At 37.6% G+C, this 14729-nt stretch carries 18 protein-coding genes and 1 pseudogene; 14 read left to right on the top strand and 5 right to left on the bottom strand.

Features of this window, described 5'->3' with window-relative positions; all coding sequences use genetic code 11:
- Positions 1 to 54: 54 nt before the first annotated feature.
- Positions 55 to 972 (bottom strand): membrane protein insertase YidC, encoded by a 918-nt coding sequence (gene yidC / locus HMPREF2876_RS06960; RefSeq protein ID WP_024051484.1) that lies wholly within the window; start codon positions 970 to 972, stop codon positions 55 to 57.
- 79 nt (positions 973 to 1051) lie between these two features.
- Positions 1052 to 1330, bottom strand: a complete 279-nt coding sequence (locus HMPREF2876_RS06955; RefSeq protein WP_022526596.1) for an acylphosphatase — start codon at positions 1328 to 1330, stop codon at positions 1052 to 1054.
- Between the two features lie 31 nt (positions 1331 to 1361).
- Here HMPREF2876_RS06955 and HMPREF2876_RS06950 point away from each other — a divergent pair, with 31 nt between their 5' ends.
- From HMPREF2876_RS06950 to yidD, 14 genes are all read left to right on the top strand, one after another.
- Positions 1362 to 2102, top strand: a complete 741-nt coding sequence (locus HMPREF2876_RS06950; protein ID WP_024051485.1) for a TrmH family RNA methyltransferase — start codon at positions 1362 to 1364, stop codon at positions 2100 to 2102.
- 45 nt (positions 2103 to 2147) lie between these two features.
- Positions 2148 to 2639 (top strand): HDIG domain-containing metalloprotein, encoded by a 492-nt coding sequence (locus HMPREF2876_RS06945; RefSeq protein WP_070584560.1) that lies wholly within the window; start codon positions 2148 to 2150, stop codon positions 2637 to 2639.
- A gap of 25 nt (positions 2640 to 2664) precedes the next feature.
- Positions 2665 to 3348 carry a Bax inhibitor-1/YccA family protein gene (locus HMPREF2876_RS06940; RefSeq protein WP_070584558.1) on the top strand — a complete coding sequence of 228 codons (684 nt, stop codon included), beginning with the start codon at positions 2665 to 2667 and terminating at the stop codon, positions 3346 to 3348.
- An 84-nt stretch (positions 3349 to 3432) separates the two neighbouring features.
- Positions 3433 to 4683 carry a diaminopimelate decarboxylase gene (locus HMPREF2876_RS06935; protein ID WP_070584555.1) on the top strand — a complete coding sequence of 417 codons (1251 nt, stop codon included), beginning with the start codon at positions 3433 to 3435 and terminating at the stop codon, positions 4681 to 4683.
- 54 nt (positions 4684 to 4737) lie between these two features.
- Positions 4738 to 4986, top strand: a complete 249-nt coding sequence (locus HMPREF2876_RS06930; RefSeq protein WP_003031614.1) for a YneF family protein — start codon at positions 4738 to 4740, stop codon at positions 4984 to 4986.
- 93 nt (positions 4987 to 5079) lie between these two features.
- Entirely contained in the window at positions 5080 to 5874 is a 795-nt protein-coding gene (gene racE, locus HMPREF2876_RS06925) for a glutamate racemase (protein WP_024051489.1), read from the top strand.
- Positions 5871 to 6857 (top strand): nucleoside-triphosphate diphosphatase, encoded by a 987-nt coding sequence (locus HMPREF2876_RS06920; protein WP_024051490.1) that lies wholly within the window; start codon positions 5871 to 5873, stop codon positions 6855 to 6857. The genes racE and HMPREF2876_RS06920 overlap by 4 nt, the downstream gene beginning before the upstream one ends.
- Positions 6833 to 7354 carry a metallophosphoesterase gene (locus tag HMPREF2876_RS06915; RefSeq protein ID WP_024051491.1) on the top strand — a complete coding sequence of 174 codons (522 nt, stop codon included), beginning with the start codon at positions 6833 to 6835 and terminating at the stop codon, positions 7352 to 7354. Before HMPREF2876_RS06920 ends, HMPREF2876_RS06915 begins: the two co-directional genes overlap by 25 nt.
- The gene (gene cbpB, locus HMPREF2876_RS06910) at positions 7351 to 7812 is read left to right on the top strand and encodes a cyclic-di-AMP-binding protein CbpB (RefSeq protein ID WP_024051492.1); all 462 of its coding nucleotides are present in this window, start codon (positions 7351 to 7353) and stop codon (positions 7810 to 7812) included. The genes HMPREF2876_RS06915 and cbpB overlap by 4 nt, the downstream gene beginning before the upstream one ends.
- Positions 7809 to 8540 carry a site-specific tyrosine recombinase XerD gene (xerD, locus tag HMPREF2876_RS06905; protein ID WP_024051493.1) on the top strand — a complete coding sequence of 244 codons (732 nt, stop codon included), beginning with the start codon at positions 7809 to 7811 and terminating at the stop codon, positions 8538 to 8540. The genes cbpB and xerD overlap by 4 nt, the downstream gene beginning before the upstream one ends.
- On the top strand, positions 8540 to 9250 hold the full coding sequence (locus HMPREF2876_RS06900; protein ID WP_024051494.1) for a segregation/condensation protein A: 711 nt from the start codon (positions 8540 to 8542) through the stop codon (positions 9248 to 9250). The genes xerD and HMPREF2876_RS06900 overlap by 1 nt, the downstream gene beginning before the upstream one ends.
- The gene (scpB, locus tag HMPREF2876_RS06895) at positions 9243 to 9809 is read left to right on the top strand and encodes an SMC-Scp complex subunit ScpB (RefSeq protein ID WP_024051495.1); all 567 of its coding nucleotides are present in this window, start codon (positions 9243 to 9245) and stop codon (positions 9807 to 9809) included. The genes HMPREF2876_RS06900 and scpB overlap by 8 nt, the downstream gene beginning before the upstream one ends.
- Complete coding sequence (locus HMPREF2876_RS06890) at positions 9796 to 10521, top strand: pseudouridine synthase (RefSeq protein ID WP_024051496.1); 726 nt, start codon at positions 9796 to 9798, stop codon at positions 10519 to 10521. The genes scpB and HMPREF2876_RS06890 overlap by 14 nt, the downstream gene beginning before the upstream one ends.
- Entirely contained in the window at positions 10521 to 10775 is a 255-nt protein-coding gene (yidD, locus tag HMPREF2876_RS06885; protein WP_042753912.1) for a membrane protein insertion efficiency factor YidD, read from the top strand. The genes HMPREF2876_RS06890 and yidD overlap by 1 nt, the downstream gene beginning before the upstream one ends.
- 326 nt (positions 10776 to 11101) lie before the next feature.
- Here the strand turns inward: yidD and HMPREF2876_RS10645 are convergent, their stop codons facing one another.
- The 3 genes and pseudogenes from HMPREF2876_RS10645 to trkA form a co-directional block, all read right to left on the bottom strand.
- Entirely contained in the window at positions 11102 to 11926 is an 825-nt protein-coding gene (locus tag HMPREF2876_RS10645; RefSeq protein WP_024051498.1) for a peptidoglycan bridge formation glycyltransferase FemA/FemB family protein, read from the bottom strand.
- A 385-nt stretch (positions 11927 to 12311) separates the two neighbouring features.
- A complete protein-coding gene (locus HMPREF2876_RS06875; RefSeq protein ID WP_024051499.1) occupies positions 12312 to 13751 on the bottom strand; it encodes a TrkH family potassium uptake protein in 1440 nt (479 codons plus the stop codon).
- 3 nt (positions 13752 to 13754) lie between these two features.
- Positions 13755 to 14729 (bottom strand): annotated as a pseudogene (gene trkA, locus HMPREF2876_RS06870) (Trk system potassium transporter TrkA); the annotation flags it as partial.

Here is a 14729-nt window from a genome sequence, read left to right as displayed (position 1 = left end):
ATATTTTTTGTCTAACTTTTTGGGGGCAGTACATGATTGTTCCAGCTTTTTTGCTTATCTTGAACGTTGTTTTCCAGCGTTACGATTTTTCTTTTTATTTTGTTTTCTATTTTCAATAACAGCCTGTGCTTGAGGTGTTACATCTTTTTTACGACCAGAATTTTTAATGGCTTTAGGCGGATTATTTTTATATTCTTCAGCTACGCGTTTTCTGAGTTGAGGACGGATGTAATGATTGATAATCAATTGTTGGATAATCATGATGAAACCACCGACTACCCAGTAAAGTGTAACACCTGCTGGAGCTGTGAACGAGAAGATGACAATCATGAGCGGGCTCATGTACATCATTTTCTTCATTTGCTCTTTTTGAACCTCATCAACGCCGACAAGGGTCAAAGCAGATTGAATGAAATACAAAATTCCGACAATAATGGTGAGAAGAATGCTGGCTTTTCCGAGTGGAATTCCTAGGAAGACACTCTTAGCTACTCCTTCAGTGTATTGAGCAGAGAAATAAAGGGCAGAGAAAAATGGTAATTGAATCAGGAGAGGAAGACATCCGATACCTCCGAGCATATTGACACCATTTTCTTTTTGAGCAGCCATGAGAGCTTGCTGAGCAGCCAGTTTTTCTTCTTGTGTTTCAGCGTTCTTCATGCGTTCTTGGATAGGTTCAAAAATAGGCTTCAAATAATTCATCTTTTCTGATTGGTAAGTTGATTTCCAAGACTGATAAAGTCCAAGCGGAAGGATAATCAAGCGGACAATCAAAGTAACAATGATGATGGCAACACCAAAACCAAGCCCCATATTATTAGCAAAATACTGAATGGCAAGGCTCATTGGTCTTCCGATAATATCCCAGACCAATCCAACAGGCTTACCATTTTTGACTTGTACACATCCTGAGAGTAGCAGAAGCATAGACAGCCCTAACCCTGAGAATAAAATACGATTTAATTTTTTCACGTGTTTGTTTCCTTTTTCTAAAAAATAATACCTTTCTATTCTACTGTTTTTTTTCTAAATATACAATAGTTCTTGAGACCTAATTTGCAATTTTAAAATCTGAATAGGAATCAAAATTAGCCATTGTGACATCTAAATAGCTGACTTTTGAAAATGGCGTTGGTCCTTTGCGGATTTCTTGGATAAATTTTGCCATGAGGGCAGAATTCTTCGCTTGTGCTAAAATCTCTACAGTTCCGTCTTCATTATTCCAGACACGACCGGTGATACCACCGATTTCTTTGGCAAGTGTGTAAACACCCCAACGAAAGCCGACACCTTGCACACGACCTTGCGCAATCATTCTTACTTTTTGCATGTGAGCCTCCTTTTTGTGATATAATAGTTCTATGAATATTATAACCTCAAAAGCTAATAATGTGGTAAAAAATACTAAAAAATTACTTCAAAAAAAATATCGAAAAGATTCTTATTTGATTGAAGGCTGGCATTTATTTGAAGAAGCAGTCAATGCACAAGCTAAAATTCGGCATATCTTTGTTTTAGAAGAATTTGTCGACAGAGTGCAGGATTTTCCTCAAGTTCATGTAGTGACGGCAGAAATTTTGGCGGATTTGGCTGATTCCAAAACACCGCAGGGCATCGTGGCAGAAATTGCTTTTGAAAAACAGATGCTTCCTTCCGTTCTCAAAGGGAAATATCTTTTTTTAGAAGATGTGCAAGATCCGGGGAATGTGGGCACGATTATCCGAACAGCTGATGCGGCTGGCTATGATGGGGTGTTTATTTCGCAGCATTCAGCAGATATTTACAATCTGAAAACTCTGCGTTCCATGCAAGGCAGCCATTTTCATTTGCCTATTTATCGAGTAAAAACAGCAGATTTTCTTGACCTTGCTAAACAAGTACAATTTCCGATATTGGCAACGACACTTTCAAAAGATTCGATGGATTATCGGGAGTTAGCACCACTGTCGGATTTTGCTCTTGTGTTGGGAAATGAAGGTCAGGGGATTAGTTCTGAAATGGCAGAAGCGGCTGATTACCTCATTCATATTTCGATGAAAGGACGAGCTGAGAGTTTAAATGTCGCCGTTGCAGCAGGAATTCTCATCTTTTCTTTAAGTTAAAATTTAGAAATATATTTATAATTTGAAGCACATGGAGGTGGTTCTATGCTTTATAAAGAAGATAAAGAGTATATGGATCATGTTGTACAATTGATTGCTCAACCACGCGTCCAGAAATTAAAAACCATAACACATCACATTTATTCCAACCGTTTGGAACATTCGATTCATGTTAGTTATACGAGTTATAAAATTGCTAAGAAATTAGGTTGGGATGCAAAAAGTACCGCGCGTGGAGGTCTTCTGCACGATATGTTTTACTATGATTGGCGGGAAACGAAATTTAATAAAAGCCATGCTTGGGTACACCCTCGTTTAGCAGTACGAAATGCACGCAAAGTGACCAGGCTGAATAAAGTTGAAGAAGATATTATTGTTAAGCATATGTGGGGAGCAACATTGGCACCACCGCGGTATAAAGAGGCTTATATTGTCACCATGGTGGATAAATACTGGGCAATTAAGGAAGCGATGGCGCCAGTTCGGAAAAGAATGGCTAAAAGAAGACTTTTCCACAGAAAAACGTTAAAATCATAACATATAACAATAAAGGAGAGAGCTTATGAACAATACAATTATTCAAGAAAATAGTGGTATCAATAGTTTTTACGCTAAAGTTTATTCATTAGTCGGTATGGGGATTGGCATTTCTGCCCTTGTCTCGGCTTTGATGTTAACAATATTTCAAGATGTGATTTATTCAGTAATAATGGCGAATAGTTGGATTTTTTACTTAGCTATTTTTGCTGAGTTGGTTCTTGTCTGGGTAGCTTCAGGAATGTCTGCCAAAAACAATCCAGCTGCATTGCCAACTTTTCTAGTTTATTCGGCTTTAAATGGCTTTACGATTAGTTTAGTGTTGGCTCTTTACACACAAGCAACGGTTTTAGCAGCCTTCATTACCTCGTCAGCGATGTTTTTTGCTATGGCATTGATTGGGAAATTTACCAAAAAAGATCTTTCTGGTCTGGGCAGATCCTTTATTGCAGTTCTGATTGGAGTTATCATCGCTAGTTTGGTGAATATTTTCCTTAGAAGTTCTGGACTAGATTTCATCATTAGCATTATTAGTGTGATTATCTTCTCTGGATTGATTGCTTGGGATAATCAAAGAATTCGCTATGTCTATGAGCAATCAGGCGGAAATGTAGCAGCTGGTTGGGCAGTTTCACTCGCCTTAAGCCTTTACCTTGATTTTATCAATCTGTTCCTCAGCATTCTTCGTATTTTTGGAAGAGATAATTAAAAGCAAGAATTAGAAGTTGGACTGGTTTCAGCTTCTTTTTTTATGATATAATAAAGCAAATGAAAAGAAAGTATGAGACTAGTTATGAATGAACCTTATATCAGTCGTGAAAAATTAGCTGAAATCACAGCTCAATTTCCAACACCATTTCATTTGTATGATGAGAAAGGTATTCGTGCAACAGCTCGTGCGCTTCAGAAAGCCTTTTCTTGGAATCAAGGATTTAAAGAGTATTTTGCAGTGAAGGCAACTCCGAATCCGACTATTTTGAAAATCTTGAAAGAAGAAGGCTGTGGAGTAGATTGTGCCAGCTATGTAGAACTTTTGATGAGCCAAAAAGTAGGTTTTTCAGGAAATGACATGATGTTTTTGTCCAATGACACGCCTGCAAAAGAAATGCAATTTGCGCGTGAATTGGGAGCTACTATCAATCTTGATGCTTATGAAGATGTTGCATTTTTACAGGAAGTGGCGAGCATTCCAGAAATTATTTCTTGCCGCTATAACCCAGGCGGTGTATTTGAGTTGGGAACAGATATTATGGATTCTCCAGAAGAAGCCAAATTCGGGATGACCAAAGAACAACTCATCCAAGCATTTAAAGATTTAAAAAATTTGGGCGTTAAAAAATTTGGGATTCATGCCTTATTAGCTTCTAATACTGTTACGAATCATTATTATCCTGAATTAGCCCGTCAGCTATTTGAATTAGCCGTTGAGGTCGTAGCTGAGACCAATGTGGACCTGGATTTTATCAATCTTTCAGGCGGAGTAGGCGTTCCTTATCGTCCAGAAGAAAAAGCAAATGACATTTTAGCGATTGGGCAAGGAGTTCGCCGAGTTTATGAGGAAATTTTAACACCTGCAGGTTTAGGAAAGGTTAAAATTTTTACGGAACTGGGACGTTTTATGCTGGCCCCTCATGGATTATTGGTGACGAAAGTATTGCATAAAAAGAAGACTTATCGCACTTACATTGGTGTAGATGCTTCAGCAGTGAACCTGCTGCGTCCTGCTATGTATGGCGCTTATCATCATATTACAAATATGGATCACCCAGACGGACCGACAGAAATAGTGGATGTGGTCGGCAGTCTTTGTGAAAACAATGATAAATTTGCCATTCAGCGCGAACTGCCGATTACCAATATTGGGGATACCTTAGTGATTCACGATACAGGAGCACATGGTTTTTCAATGGGCCATCAGTACAATGCTAAACTTCGTTCAGCTGAAATTTTACTGGAAGAAGACGGCGGTGTACGAATGATTCGGCGTGCTGAAATACCAGAGGACTACTTCGCAACTTTGTATGGCTTTGATTTTGAAAAATAGACAATTTTTGATATAATAAGAAGATGTAAAAAGGGAAAAGAGGATTACATATTTATGAATTTACTATTAGCTATTTTGTTGATTATTGTGGCTTTTTTTGGTGGCATGCTCGCTGGAATGTATCTAGTTCGCAAACAAATTGAAAAAGAATTTGCAGACAATCCACGTTTGAATATTGATGCGGTTCGTACGATGCTATCTGCAAATGGACAAAAGCCAAATGAAGCAAAGGTACAACAAGTGTATCGTCAAATTAAAAATCAACAAAAAGCAGCACTTGAAAATGCTAAAAAGAAAAAATAAGCTGTTAAAACAGTATAAAATTTGATTTTTAAAGAGATAAATGAATGGGGATTTGGGACTTGCACCCAGTCCCTTCTTTAGAAAGAAGAACTTATGGATAATCGACCAATTGGTTTTTTAGACTCAGGAGTGGGCGGTTTGACAGTTGTTCGTGAATTGATGCGGCAGCTTCCACATGAGGAAGTGATTTATATCGGTGATTCTGCACGTGCGCCTTATGGTCCCAGACCAGCAGATCAGATTCGCGAGTATACATGGCAATTAGTGCAATTTCTCTTAACTAAAAATGTCAAAATGATTGTTCTCGCCTGCAATACAGCTACTGCTGTGGTTTGGGAAGAAATCAAAGAAAAATTGGATATTCCAGTTTTGGGAGTGATTTTACCGGGAGCTAGCGCAGCAATTAAAGCCTCTCAACATGGGACGATTGGCATTATTGGAACGCCAATGACGATTCAATCAGATATTTATCGGCAAAAAATCGAACGTCTTTTACCAGAAGTGGAGGTGACAAGTCTTTCTTGTCCCAAGTTTGTCCCACTGGTAGAGTCTAACGAGCTGTCGTCTAGCATTACGAAAAAAGTGGTCTATGAGAGCTTGATGCCGCTAAAAGGCAGGGTAGATACTTTAGTGTTAGGCTGTACGCATTATCCTTTGCTAAAACCAATCATTCAAAATGTAATGGGACCAACAGTGAAACTGATTGATAGTGGAGCAGAATGCGTGCGGGACATTTCTGTTTTGCTCAATTATTTTGAAATCAATCACAGCAGAGAAGGAGAACTTCCTCAACACCGCTTTTTTACAACAGCAAATGCGAAAAGTTTTGCTGAAATTGCAGAAACGTGGCTAAATAAAGAAATAAATGTGGAGCATGTGACCTTATGAGTAGCAAAATTTATGAGTATAAAGATACCCAAGATTGGTATGTTGGAGAATGGTCTCCCTATGGTGGTGGATTCTATTTTAAAGACGTCGTTTCAGAAGAATTGAGTCGCATGGAAGAAGGGCTCCGTCAATTAGTAGTTGAAGAGCAGTCTTTTTCTGTTGCAGTGATTCAATATAACTCCATAATGTCTTTTGTTCAATTTGTCCTGCAAATGATTAATGAAAATCAAGATTCACAGTTTCAGGCGCAATTTCATAAAGGTGCTATTCTGATTACGGAAAAAGGACAGTTAGTTTTAGTGCATTTGCCTAAAAATGGGATTCAGCTGAATGATTTCTTTTCTCAGAAAAACTTGTCAGGTTTGACAGTCGGAGATACGATTTTAGTCGCTACTCGCAATGAAGGAAAAACTGCTGAATTTCGTAAAATATTTGAAAAATTAGGCTACAAAATTGAAAACCTGAATGACTACCCTGATTTGCCAGAGGTAGCAGAAACTGGAATGACTTTTGAAGAAAATGCTCGTTTGAAAGCAGAGACCATTTCTAAGCTGACTGGCAAAATGGTATTGGCGGATGACTCAGGCTTAAAAGTGGATGCACTAGGTGGTCTTCCTGGAGTTTGGTCTGCTCGCTTTGCTGGAAATGATGCAACAGACTTAGAAAACAATGCAAAATTGCTACATGAATTGGCAATGGTTTTCGACTTGAAAGACCGCTCTGCACAGTTTCATACAACTCTTGTGGTGGCAAGTCCTGACAAAGAAAGTCTGGTCGTAGAGGCTGACTGGTCAGGCTATATCAATTTTGAGCCGAAAGGTGAAAATGGATTTGGCTATGATCCTTTATTTTTAGTAGGTGAAACAGGCAAAACATCTGCAGAATTAACAATGGAAGAAAAAAACGCTCAATCACATCGAGCTCAAGCAGTTCAAAAATTAGTGGAGGTATTTCCAACATGGCAAAACAAACCATCATCGTAATGAGTGATTCTCATGGAGATCGTGCTATTGTAGAAGAGATAAAGACCTATTATCTCGGAAAAGTAGATGCTATTTTTCATAATGGTGATTCTGAATTGCCAAGTGATGATGAAGTATGGCAAGGGATTTACGTTGTAGCTGGGAACATGGATTTCTATGATGGTTATCCAGATCGCTTAGTGACAGACTTAAACGGCACGATTATCGCGCAAACTCACGGACATCTTCAACAGATCAATTTTGGTTTTCAAAAATTGGACTTATGGGCACAAGAGGTAAATGCAGATATTTGTTTGTATGGGCATTTACATATTCCAGATGCGTGGATGGAAGGAAAAACACTCTTTTTAAATCCAGGTTCTATCAGCCGACCGCGAGGTGTTATCAATGAGCGACTTTATGCTAAGGTAGAGATTAGTGATGATGCATTTCAAGTGGACTATTATACGCGTCAACACGAACTGTATTCTCGCCTATCAAAGGAGTTTACTCGATGATTGCCAAAGAATTTGAAAATTTTCTCTTACAGCAAGAAGATACTTTTTTAACACCGGCAGAAAACTTAGCTGTCTTGATTGATACTCACAATGCTGATCATGCTATTTTGTTGTTGAGTCAGATGACCTATTCGCGAGTACCCGTTGTGACAGATCAGAAAAAGTTTGTTGGAACTATTTCGCTGACAGATATCTTGTCTTACCAAATGCAGCATGAAATCCCTGATGAGGAATTTATGACAACGGATATTGTTCACATGGCGAAAAAAGATGACCTGACAGTCGGTCCGGATTTTACATTGACAGAAGTGCTGCATAAGTTAGTAGATGAGTCCTTCTTGCCAGTCGTTGATCAGGACAATACATTTCAAGGAATTATTACACGCAAATCTATCCTAAAAGCAGTTAATGCTCTTTTGCATAGTTTTGCGAATGAATACGAGATTCATCCAAAATGAAAGAAGAAATAACAACCTTTTTAGAAGGAAAAAATTTATCTGACAATTCAAAAACAGCTTATTTTTATGATTTGGAGCAGTTCGTAGATGTGACCCATGCAAAAATTACAGAGACCAATCTGCGGATTTACCAAGCTTCTATCGCTGACTTTAAACCTTCTGTTCAGAAACGAAAATTATCTGCTATCAATCAATTTTTGCATTATTTATATAAGCAACGATTGATTTCAGATTTTTATCGTTTGGAGTTGCCAAAAGTGGGAATCCCGAAAGAACACGATGCGGAAATTTTGGATTTGTCTGATTTTTATGCAGATACAAATCAATACAACGGTCGCTTGATTGCGCTTCTCATTTTAGAAATGGGGCTTTTACCAAGCGAAATTTTGCAGTTGAAAGTAGCAGATGTCAATCTGGATTTTCAGATTATTCGCATTGAGAAAGCAGGTCAAAAGCGTATTGTGCCCATTCCAGACCAATTGATTGGAGAATTGGAAACAACTCTGGAAGGAACTTACTTGTTAGAAAAGAATGGAAAAAGCTATTCGCGGCAATGGGGCTTTCGTCAATTAGAGGCTTTTTTGATTGAAAAAAATCAAGCTACTTTATCAGCTCAGGGTTTGCGGGAGCAATATATTTTACGCCAGCGAGAAAAAGGCGTAGAAATATATGAAATTGCGCGCAATTTAGGCTTGAAAACAATGATGACGTTGGAAAAATACAGATAATGGACATAAAAATTAAAGATTTTGAAGGCCCATTGGACTTATTGCTTCATTTGGTGTCAAGATACCAAATGGATATCTATGATGTGCCGATTACAGAGGTTATTGAGCAATATCTGGCTTACGTAGCGACGCTTCAAGCTATGAAGTTAGAAGTGACGGGTGAATACATGGTAATGGCAAGTCAGCTCATGTTGATTAAAAGCCGAAAACTCTTACCCAAAGTAGCTGATAGCTTAGAAACTGAAGAAGATTTGGAGCAAGATTTGCTTTCTCAAATTGAGGAATATCGGAAGTTCAAATTATTAGGTGAGAAAATGGCTGAGCAACATGAAGAACGAGCTCTTTATTATTCCAAACCTAAAATTGAATTGGTGTATGAAGGTGCAACATTGCTCCATGATAAGACAACGATTGATTTATTTTTGGCTTTTTCTAAATTGATGACGCAAAAAAGAGAAGAATTTGCTCAAAGTCATACAACGATTGTCAAAGATGAATATAAAATCGAAGACATGATGGATGTGATACGTGAACGCTGTTATTCTCAAGAAAAAATTGCTCTGCAAGCCATTTTTTCAGAAACAAAAGATATGAATGAAGTGATTACCTTATTTTTAGCGACATTGGAATTAGTAAAAGTTCAGGAAATTCAAGTGATACAAGAAGAAAATTTTGGGAATATTTATCTAATAGGAAAAAGAAATGAGTAAGTTAGCAGAGATTGAAGCCCTGCTCTTTGTGGCGGGCGAGGACGGCTTGCGTGTCCGTCAACTGGCAGAGCTCCTCTCTATGCCTCCTACGGGAGTGACACAGAGTTTGGAGAAATTGGCAGAAAAGTATCAAAAAGATGAAGATTCAAGTCTTGCCTTGTTAGAGACGTCGAATACTTATAAAATTGTTACCAAGCAAGATTTTGCTGAATTGTTGCGGAAATATTCAAAAGCCCCGATCAATCAAAGTTTATCAAGAGCCGCCTTGGAAACTTTGTCCATTATTGCTTATAAGCAGCCTATTACGAGAATGGAAGTGGATGAGATTCGTGGGGTCAATTCTAGTGGTGCGATTTCAAAGTTGCAGATATTTGACTTGATTCGTGAAAATGGAAAAAAAGAAGTGCTAGGGCGCCCAAATCTTTATGTGACAACGGATTATTTTTTGGATTATATGGGAATTAATAGCTTAGAAGAATTGCCAATAGTAGAAGAGACAGAGTTAATAGCAGAAGAAAGTCAGCTATTTACTGAAAGGATAGAGGATGAGAATCAATAAATATATTGCCCATGCTGGGATTGCGAGCCGTAGAAAGGCAGAAGAGTTGATAAAACAAGGGCTTGTCACTGTGAATGGACAAGTTGTTCGTGAGTTGGCGACGACGATTAAGTCAGGTGATCGTGTTGAGGTCAGTGGTCAGCCAATTTACAATGAAGAAAAAGTGTACTATCTCTTAAACAAGCCTCGCGGTGTCATTTCTAGCGTGACAGATGATAAAGGTCGTCCAACGGTAGTTGATTTGTTGCCAAATGTCACAGAGAGAATCTATCCAGTTGGTCGACTTGATTGGGATACGTCAGGTGCTTTGATTTTGACAAATGATGGCGATTTTACAGATGAGATGATTCATCCGCGAAATGAAATTGATAAGGTCTATGTAGCTCGTGTCAAGGGAATGGCTGATAAAGAAGTTCTCCGTCCCTTGACCAAAGGTGTGGAAGTTGATGGCAAAAAAACCAAACCAGCGGTTTACGAAATTCTGAAAGTAGACCCGGTTAAGAATCGTTCGGTTGTTCAGTTGACCATTCATGAAGGACGAAATCACCAAGTGAAAAAGATGTTTGAAGCTGTTGGCTTGCAAGTAGATAAACTTTCTCGTACGCAATTTGGTCATTTGAATTTAACTGGTCTTCGTCCGGGTGAAGCTCGCCGTCTCAATAAAAAAGAGGTCAGCCAGTTACATAACCTAGCTGTGACGAAGAAAAAATGATGAAAAAAATCTTTATCGAACCAGTGCGTTTTTATCAAAAGTTTATCTCGCCAGCCTTTCCACCCTCTTGTCGCTATCAGCCTACTTGCTCAAATTACATGATTCAAGCGATTGAAAAGCACGGTGCTAAAGGTGTCTTAATGGGAATTGCACGTATTTTGCGTTGTCATCCTTGGGCAGAAGGAGGAGATGATCCTGTACCAGATGTTTTTAGTTTGAAGCGCAATTATGCAGAAGACAAAGAAAGAGGTTGAGACGCATCCTCTATAAAGTGGTCAACCAGAGATTCTTTATAAAATACTATAACTTAATATTACAAATAAGAAAAACGGACAATTTTGACATTCTAACTAACAGAAAATCAAAATTGCTCGTTTTTTGTATTTCTCGCTGGCCTTTTGTTGCTGGTTCATCTCATACTCAATGAGAATTGAAAAGTTTTAAAGGCATTCGCTGTGTGAAATCTAAAGACTGCCAGCTAATATTGTACTTTTGTCTCCATACTTTTTTAATAGTTGGTATACTTCGTTTTTTCGTATTTCAAATGTTTCAAATTGACTAGATAGTTCTCGAAATTGATTCAGTTTTTTTCAGAGGAATGGTTGTTTTCTTCAAGATAATCTTGTAGTAATTTAATCTTTTTAGATAATTCATCCTGATTATTTTGTAAATGCTCCAGATAATTTTTGAAATTTATGCTCGCTATAATAAATTCTGCATTGCTTCCAAAGCTATCATAAAATTTTTCATAATAATCTAAAGTCTTATCATTATAGTTGCGACGTTCAGAAGTTGATGAAGTAATCTGCTTAAATTTATAAAGCTCATTACGTTTAAGTTTATGCAGTTCTATACCAAATGTTTTAGCCTTTTTGACTAATGATTTTCCTTGTTTAGTAAAAGACTTTAGTAATGTTTCTTCTGTTAAGTCATCTAGGTCTTTTACAAAATGCCAATCACCTTCACCTCCAGGATAGTCCTTTTGCAAGCCATCAAATTGGTAATTCAGGTTGGTGAGCATAGATACAAGTTCCTTCTTTTCTGTACTAATGGGATCGCCTTTACTATTGAAGACTTGATAAATATCATAGGGTTTCACAACCAGCTCTATAGCATTTAATTGTTTTGCATAGATTTTTAACTCTTCATAGAATTTAGGCAAGAACTCATAATTAGTGACAACAGGTCCAGAGTTGATTTCTAGGTATGGACCACCTGCCATTTTTGTACTAAATAATAATGCTGATACTTGTAATTGATTGTTATCAAAGAAGCCAATGAACTCAACATTATATCCTATTTTTTTCAATAGAATAGACATTTCTACGGATTGGATAAAGGATTTTCGTTTCGCTTTTTGATAATGTTGCTTAAATGCTTCTTTAGTAATTATTTCTAAAGGCATTGTTCTGTACTCCTTAATCATTTGTAGGTTAATAAAAAGAGCTGGTGAAGCTACAGAATAAAATTATTTCTTATTTGAAAACGTTTTTATTTTGAACTATTTTATCACCCAGAATTTAACCCTGTCAAAATACTTGCTCTTGAATTTTAATATTATGAAATTTTTAATTCACCAAAATTTTGTATTTATAAAAGAATAGGCAAACGAAGCCATAGGAAATTCAGGTTTCTTACGGATTTTATTTATGGCTTAGTTGATAAAAGAAAATAAAAAAACAATCCAAAGGAGCATTTTCTCTAGAAAACAAAAGACAAACCTACCAAAATGGTGGTTTGTCTACAGTCTGAGATATTAGTTTTATGACCAGCGATTTTCAGGCGATATGCTATCGTTTGGACCATGTCTGTGGCATAAAGAGCAGGATCATTGGGTAAATCTCTAAACGCCCTGCGATCATTGCAAGAGAGAGTAGGAGTTTGGAAATAGGACCAAAGATGGCAAAGCTATCAGTTGTTCCTAACATTGGTCCAATGTTGTTGAAACAGCTAAGAACGGCACTGACGACTGTCATCAAGTTATTATTATCTAAACTAACGATGAAAATGAGAAAGATGATAATCATCGTATAAAGTACAAGGTATTTTAAGATTTTATGCTGAGTGTATTTGTCAATTACACTATGATTGACGTGCAGAGTCAATACCCGCTTTGGTGAGAGGGTGGACAATACTTGATTTTTAGCAATGCGAACCAGCATTAAGCAACGAACTACCTTTAAACCGCCGGCGGTTGAACCAGCAGAACCCCCTATACACATAAGAATGAGGAGGATGAACTGAGAAAAGAGTGGCCAAGCCGTGGTGTCTCCAAAACCAAAGCCGGTTGTAGTAATAATATTAGAGACTTGAAAAAATGAAATCTCCAAAGTTTGAGAGAGGTTTTGGTAGATATGAAAGACATTAAGGCAGATGAAAATCGTTGCAGATGCTACAATAATGAGATAAGTTCGCAATTCTTCATCGCCAAAGGATGCTTTAAATTTCCTCAATAGTAAAAAGTAATAGAGATTGAAATTCACTCCAAAGATAAGTACTCCAAAACTGACTAGATACGTAATGAGAGAGCTGTTATAGTGAGCAATTCCGTCATTGTAGACACTAAAGCCTCCTGTTCCCGCTGTTCCCATGGCAATGATCAAGCTATCAAATAGAGGCATGCCTGCCAGATAATAAATCACTACAAAAATAGCAAAAAGTGCTAAATACAGCAAATAGAGAATTTGTGCAGTATCCTTTAATTTAGAGACAACTTTACCAAAAACAGGACCAGGGACTTCTGCTCGCATTACTTCCAAATGACCATTTTTATTATTTTCCATAATAGCAATAGCAAAGACGAGTACTCCCATACCTCCGATTAAGTGGGTAAAACTACGCCAAAAGAGTAAGGAATGTGACAAAACAGAGACGTCTGGTAAGATAGAAGCTCCAGTTGTTGTAAAGCCTGAACTGATCTCAAAGAAAGCGTCGATGAGATGAGGAATTTGTCCTGAAAAAACAAAAGGAAGCGCCCCAAAGAAGGACCAAAGTATCCAGCATAAGGCGACAATTAAAACCCCTTCTTTGGCATAAATATGATGATTTTTGGGCTTAAAAGAACTGCCTAAAAGTCCGACTGCCAAGAGAATGCCAATTGTAGCGCTAATTGAGAGCAGGTTTTGATTGGGTTCATGATAGATAAATGCTACAATGAGGGGAATCAGTAGCAGTCCTGCTTCAATGATTAACAATTTTGAGAGGAGGAAACGAATCATACTTCTATTCATGGCTTACCTCTCTAACAAATCATATATTTGCATGATATTTTGGATTAGTGTCGTGACGATGATTTGGTCGCCTATTTGAATGTGGTCTTCCAGTCATTTTATTTTCTTCCTTTATTTGAAATTGCAGGGTTTCGATTTGTCCATTGGCAAGGTGGTGCATGGCTTGTAAATCAGAATATTGGGCATTCACACGTCCGCGGACAAAGTGCATAATCGTGTCAACAGCGATTCTCTTTGGTGTTACACTGCTTGAAAATTCCTGACTGTCAATGATTTCAAGCAAGCTAGTCCGATTGACTTTCGTGATATTTTTTTGAATACCCATGCTTTCAAGGAACATAGATGAAATGATATTTTCCTCATCGACACCAATCAAAGTGGCAACAGCGTCATAGTGCGGAGCACTTTCTTCTAGTAAAATGTCTTTTGCGGTACCGTCTCCTTGAACAATATGTAAATGTGGAAATTCTTGACTAAACCATTCAGCATGTCTCGGATTGATTTCAATCACCTTCAGTTTTATTTTGCTATTTTTTAGGATATTGAGTAGGTAATAAGCAATTTTCCCAGCTCCAATGAGCATCAGACTTTTTATGACTTTTGGTCGAACGAAATTATGGAAAAGAATAACCTCAACTCGGTTTCCAGTGACATAGATAGTATCATTCTGCAAAATGGTGATTTCACCGTCTGGAATGAACAATTGGTTATCGCGTTCGATGGCACAAATCAGAACATTTCCAAATTTTTTTCGGAATTGAGATAAAGTCATCTGGCAGAGGTTGCTATTTTGTTTGACTTTGAAGGCCATTAAACTGACACGTCCATTTGAAAAATGCTCCACGGAAAGCGCGTTAGGAAATTCGATGATATTTGCAATGTACCGGGCTGCTAGTAGCTCAGGATTAACAATGAGCGAAAAACCAAGAATATTTTTTTCTTTAGATAAATTGCAATAAAAAGTGCAACGTTTACTCG

The sequence above is a fragment of the Streptococcus sp. HMSC073A12 genome, from assembly GCF_001812815.1.
Classification (GTDB): domain Bacteria; phylum Bacillota; class Bacilli; order Lactobacillales; family Streptococcaceae; genus Streptococcus; species Streptococcus vaginalis.
Note: the sequence above shows the minus strand (reverse complement) of the source record. Positions and strands in the feature narration are given on the sequence as shown.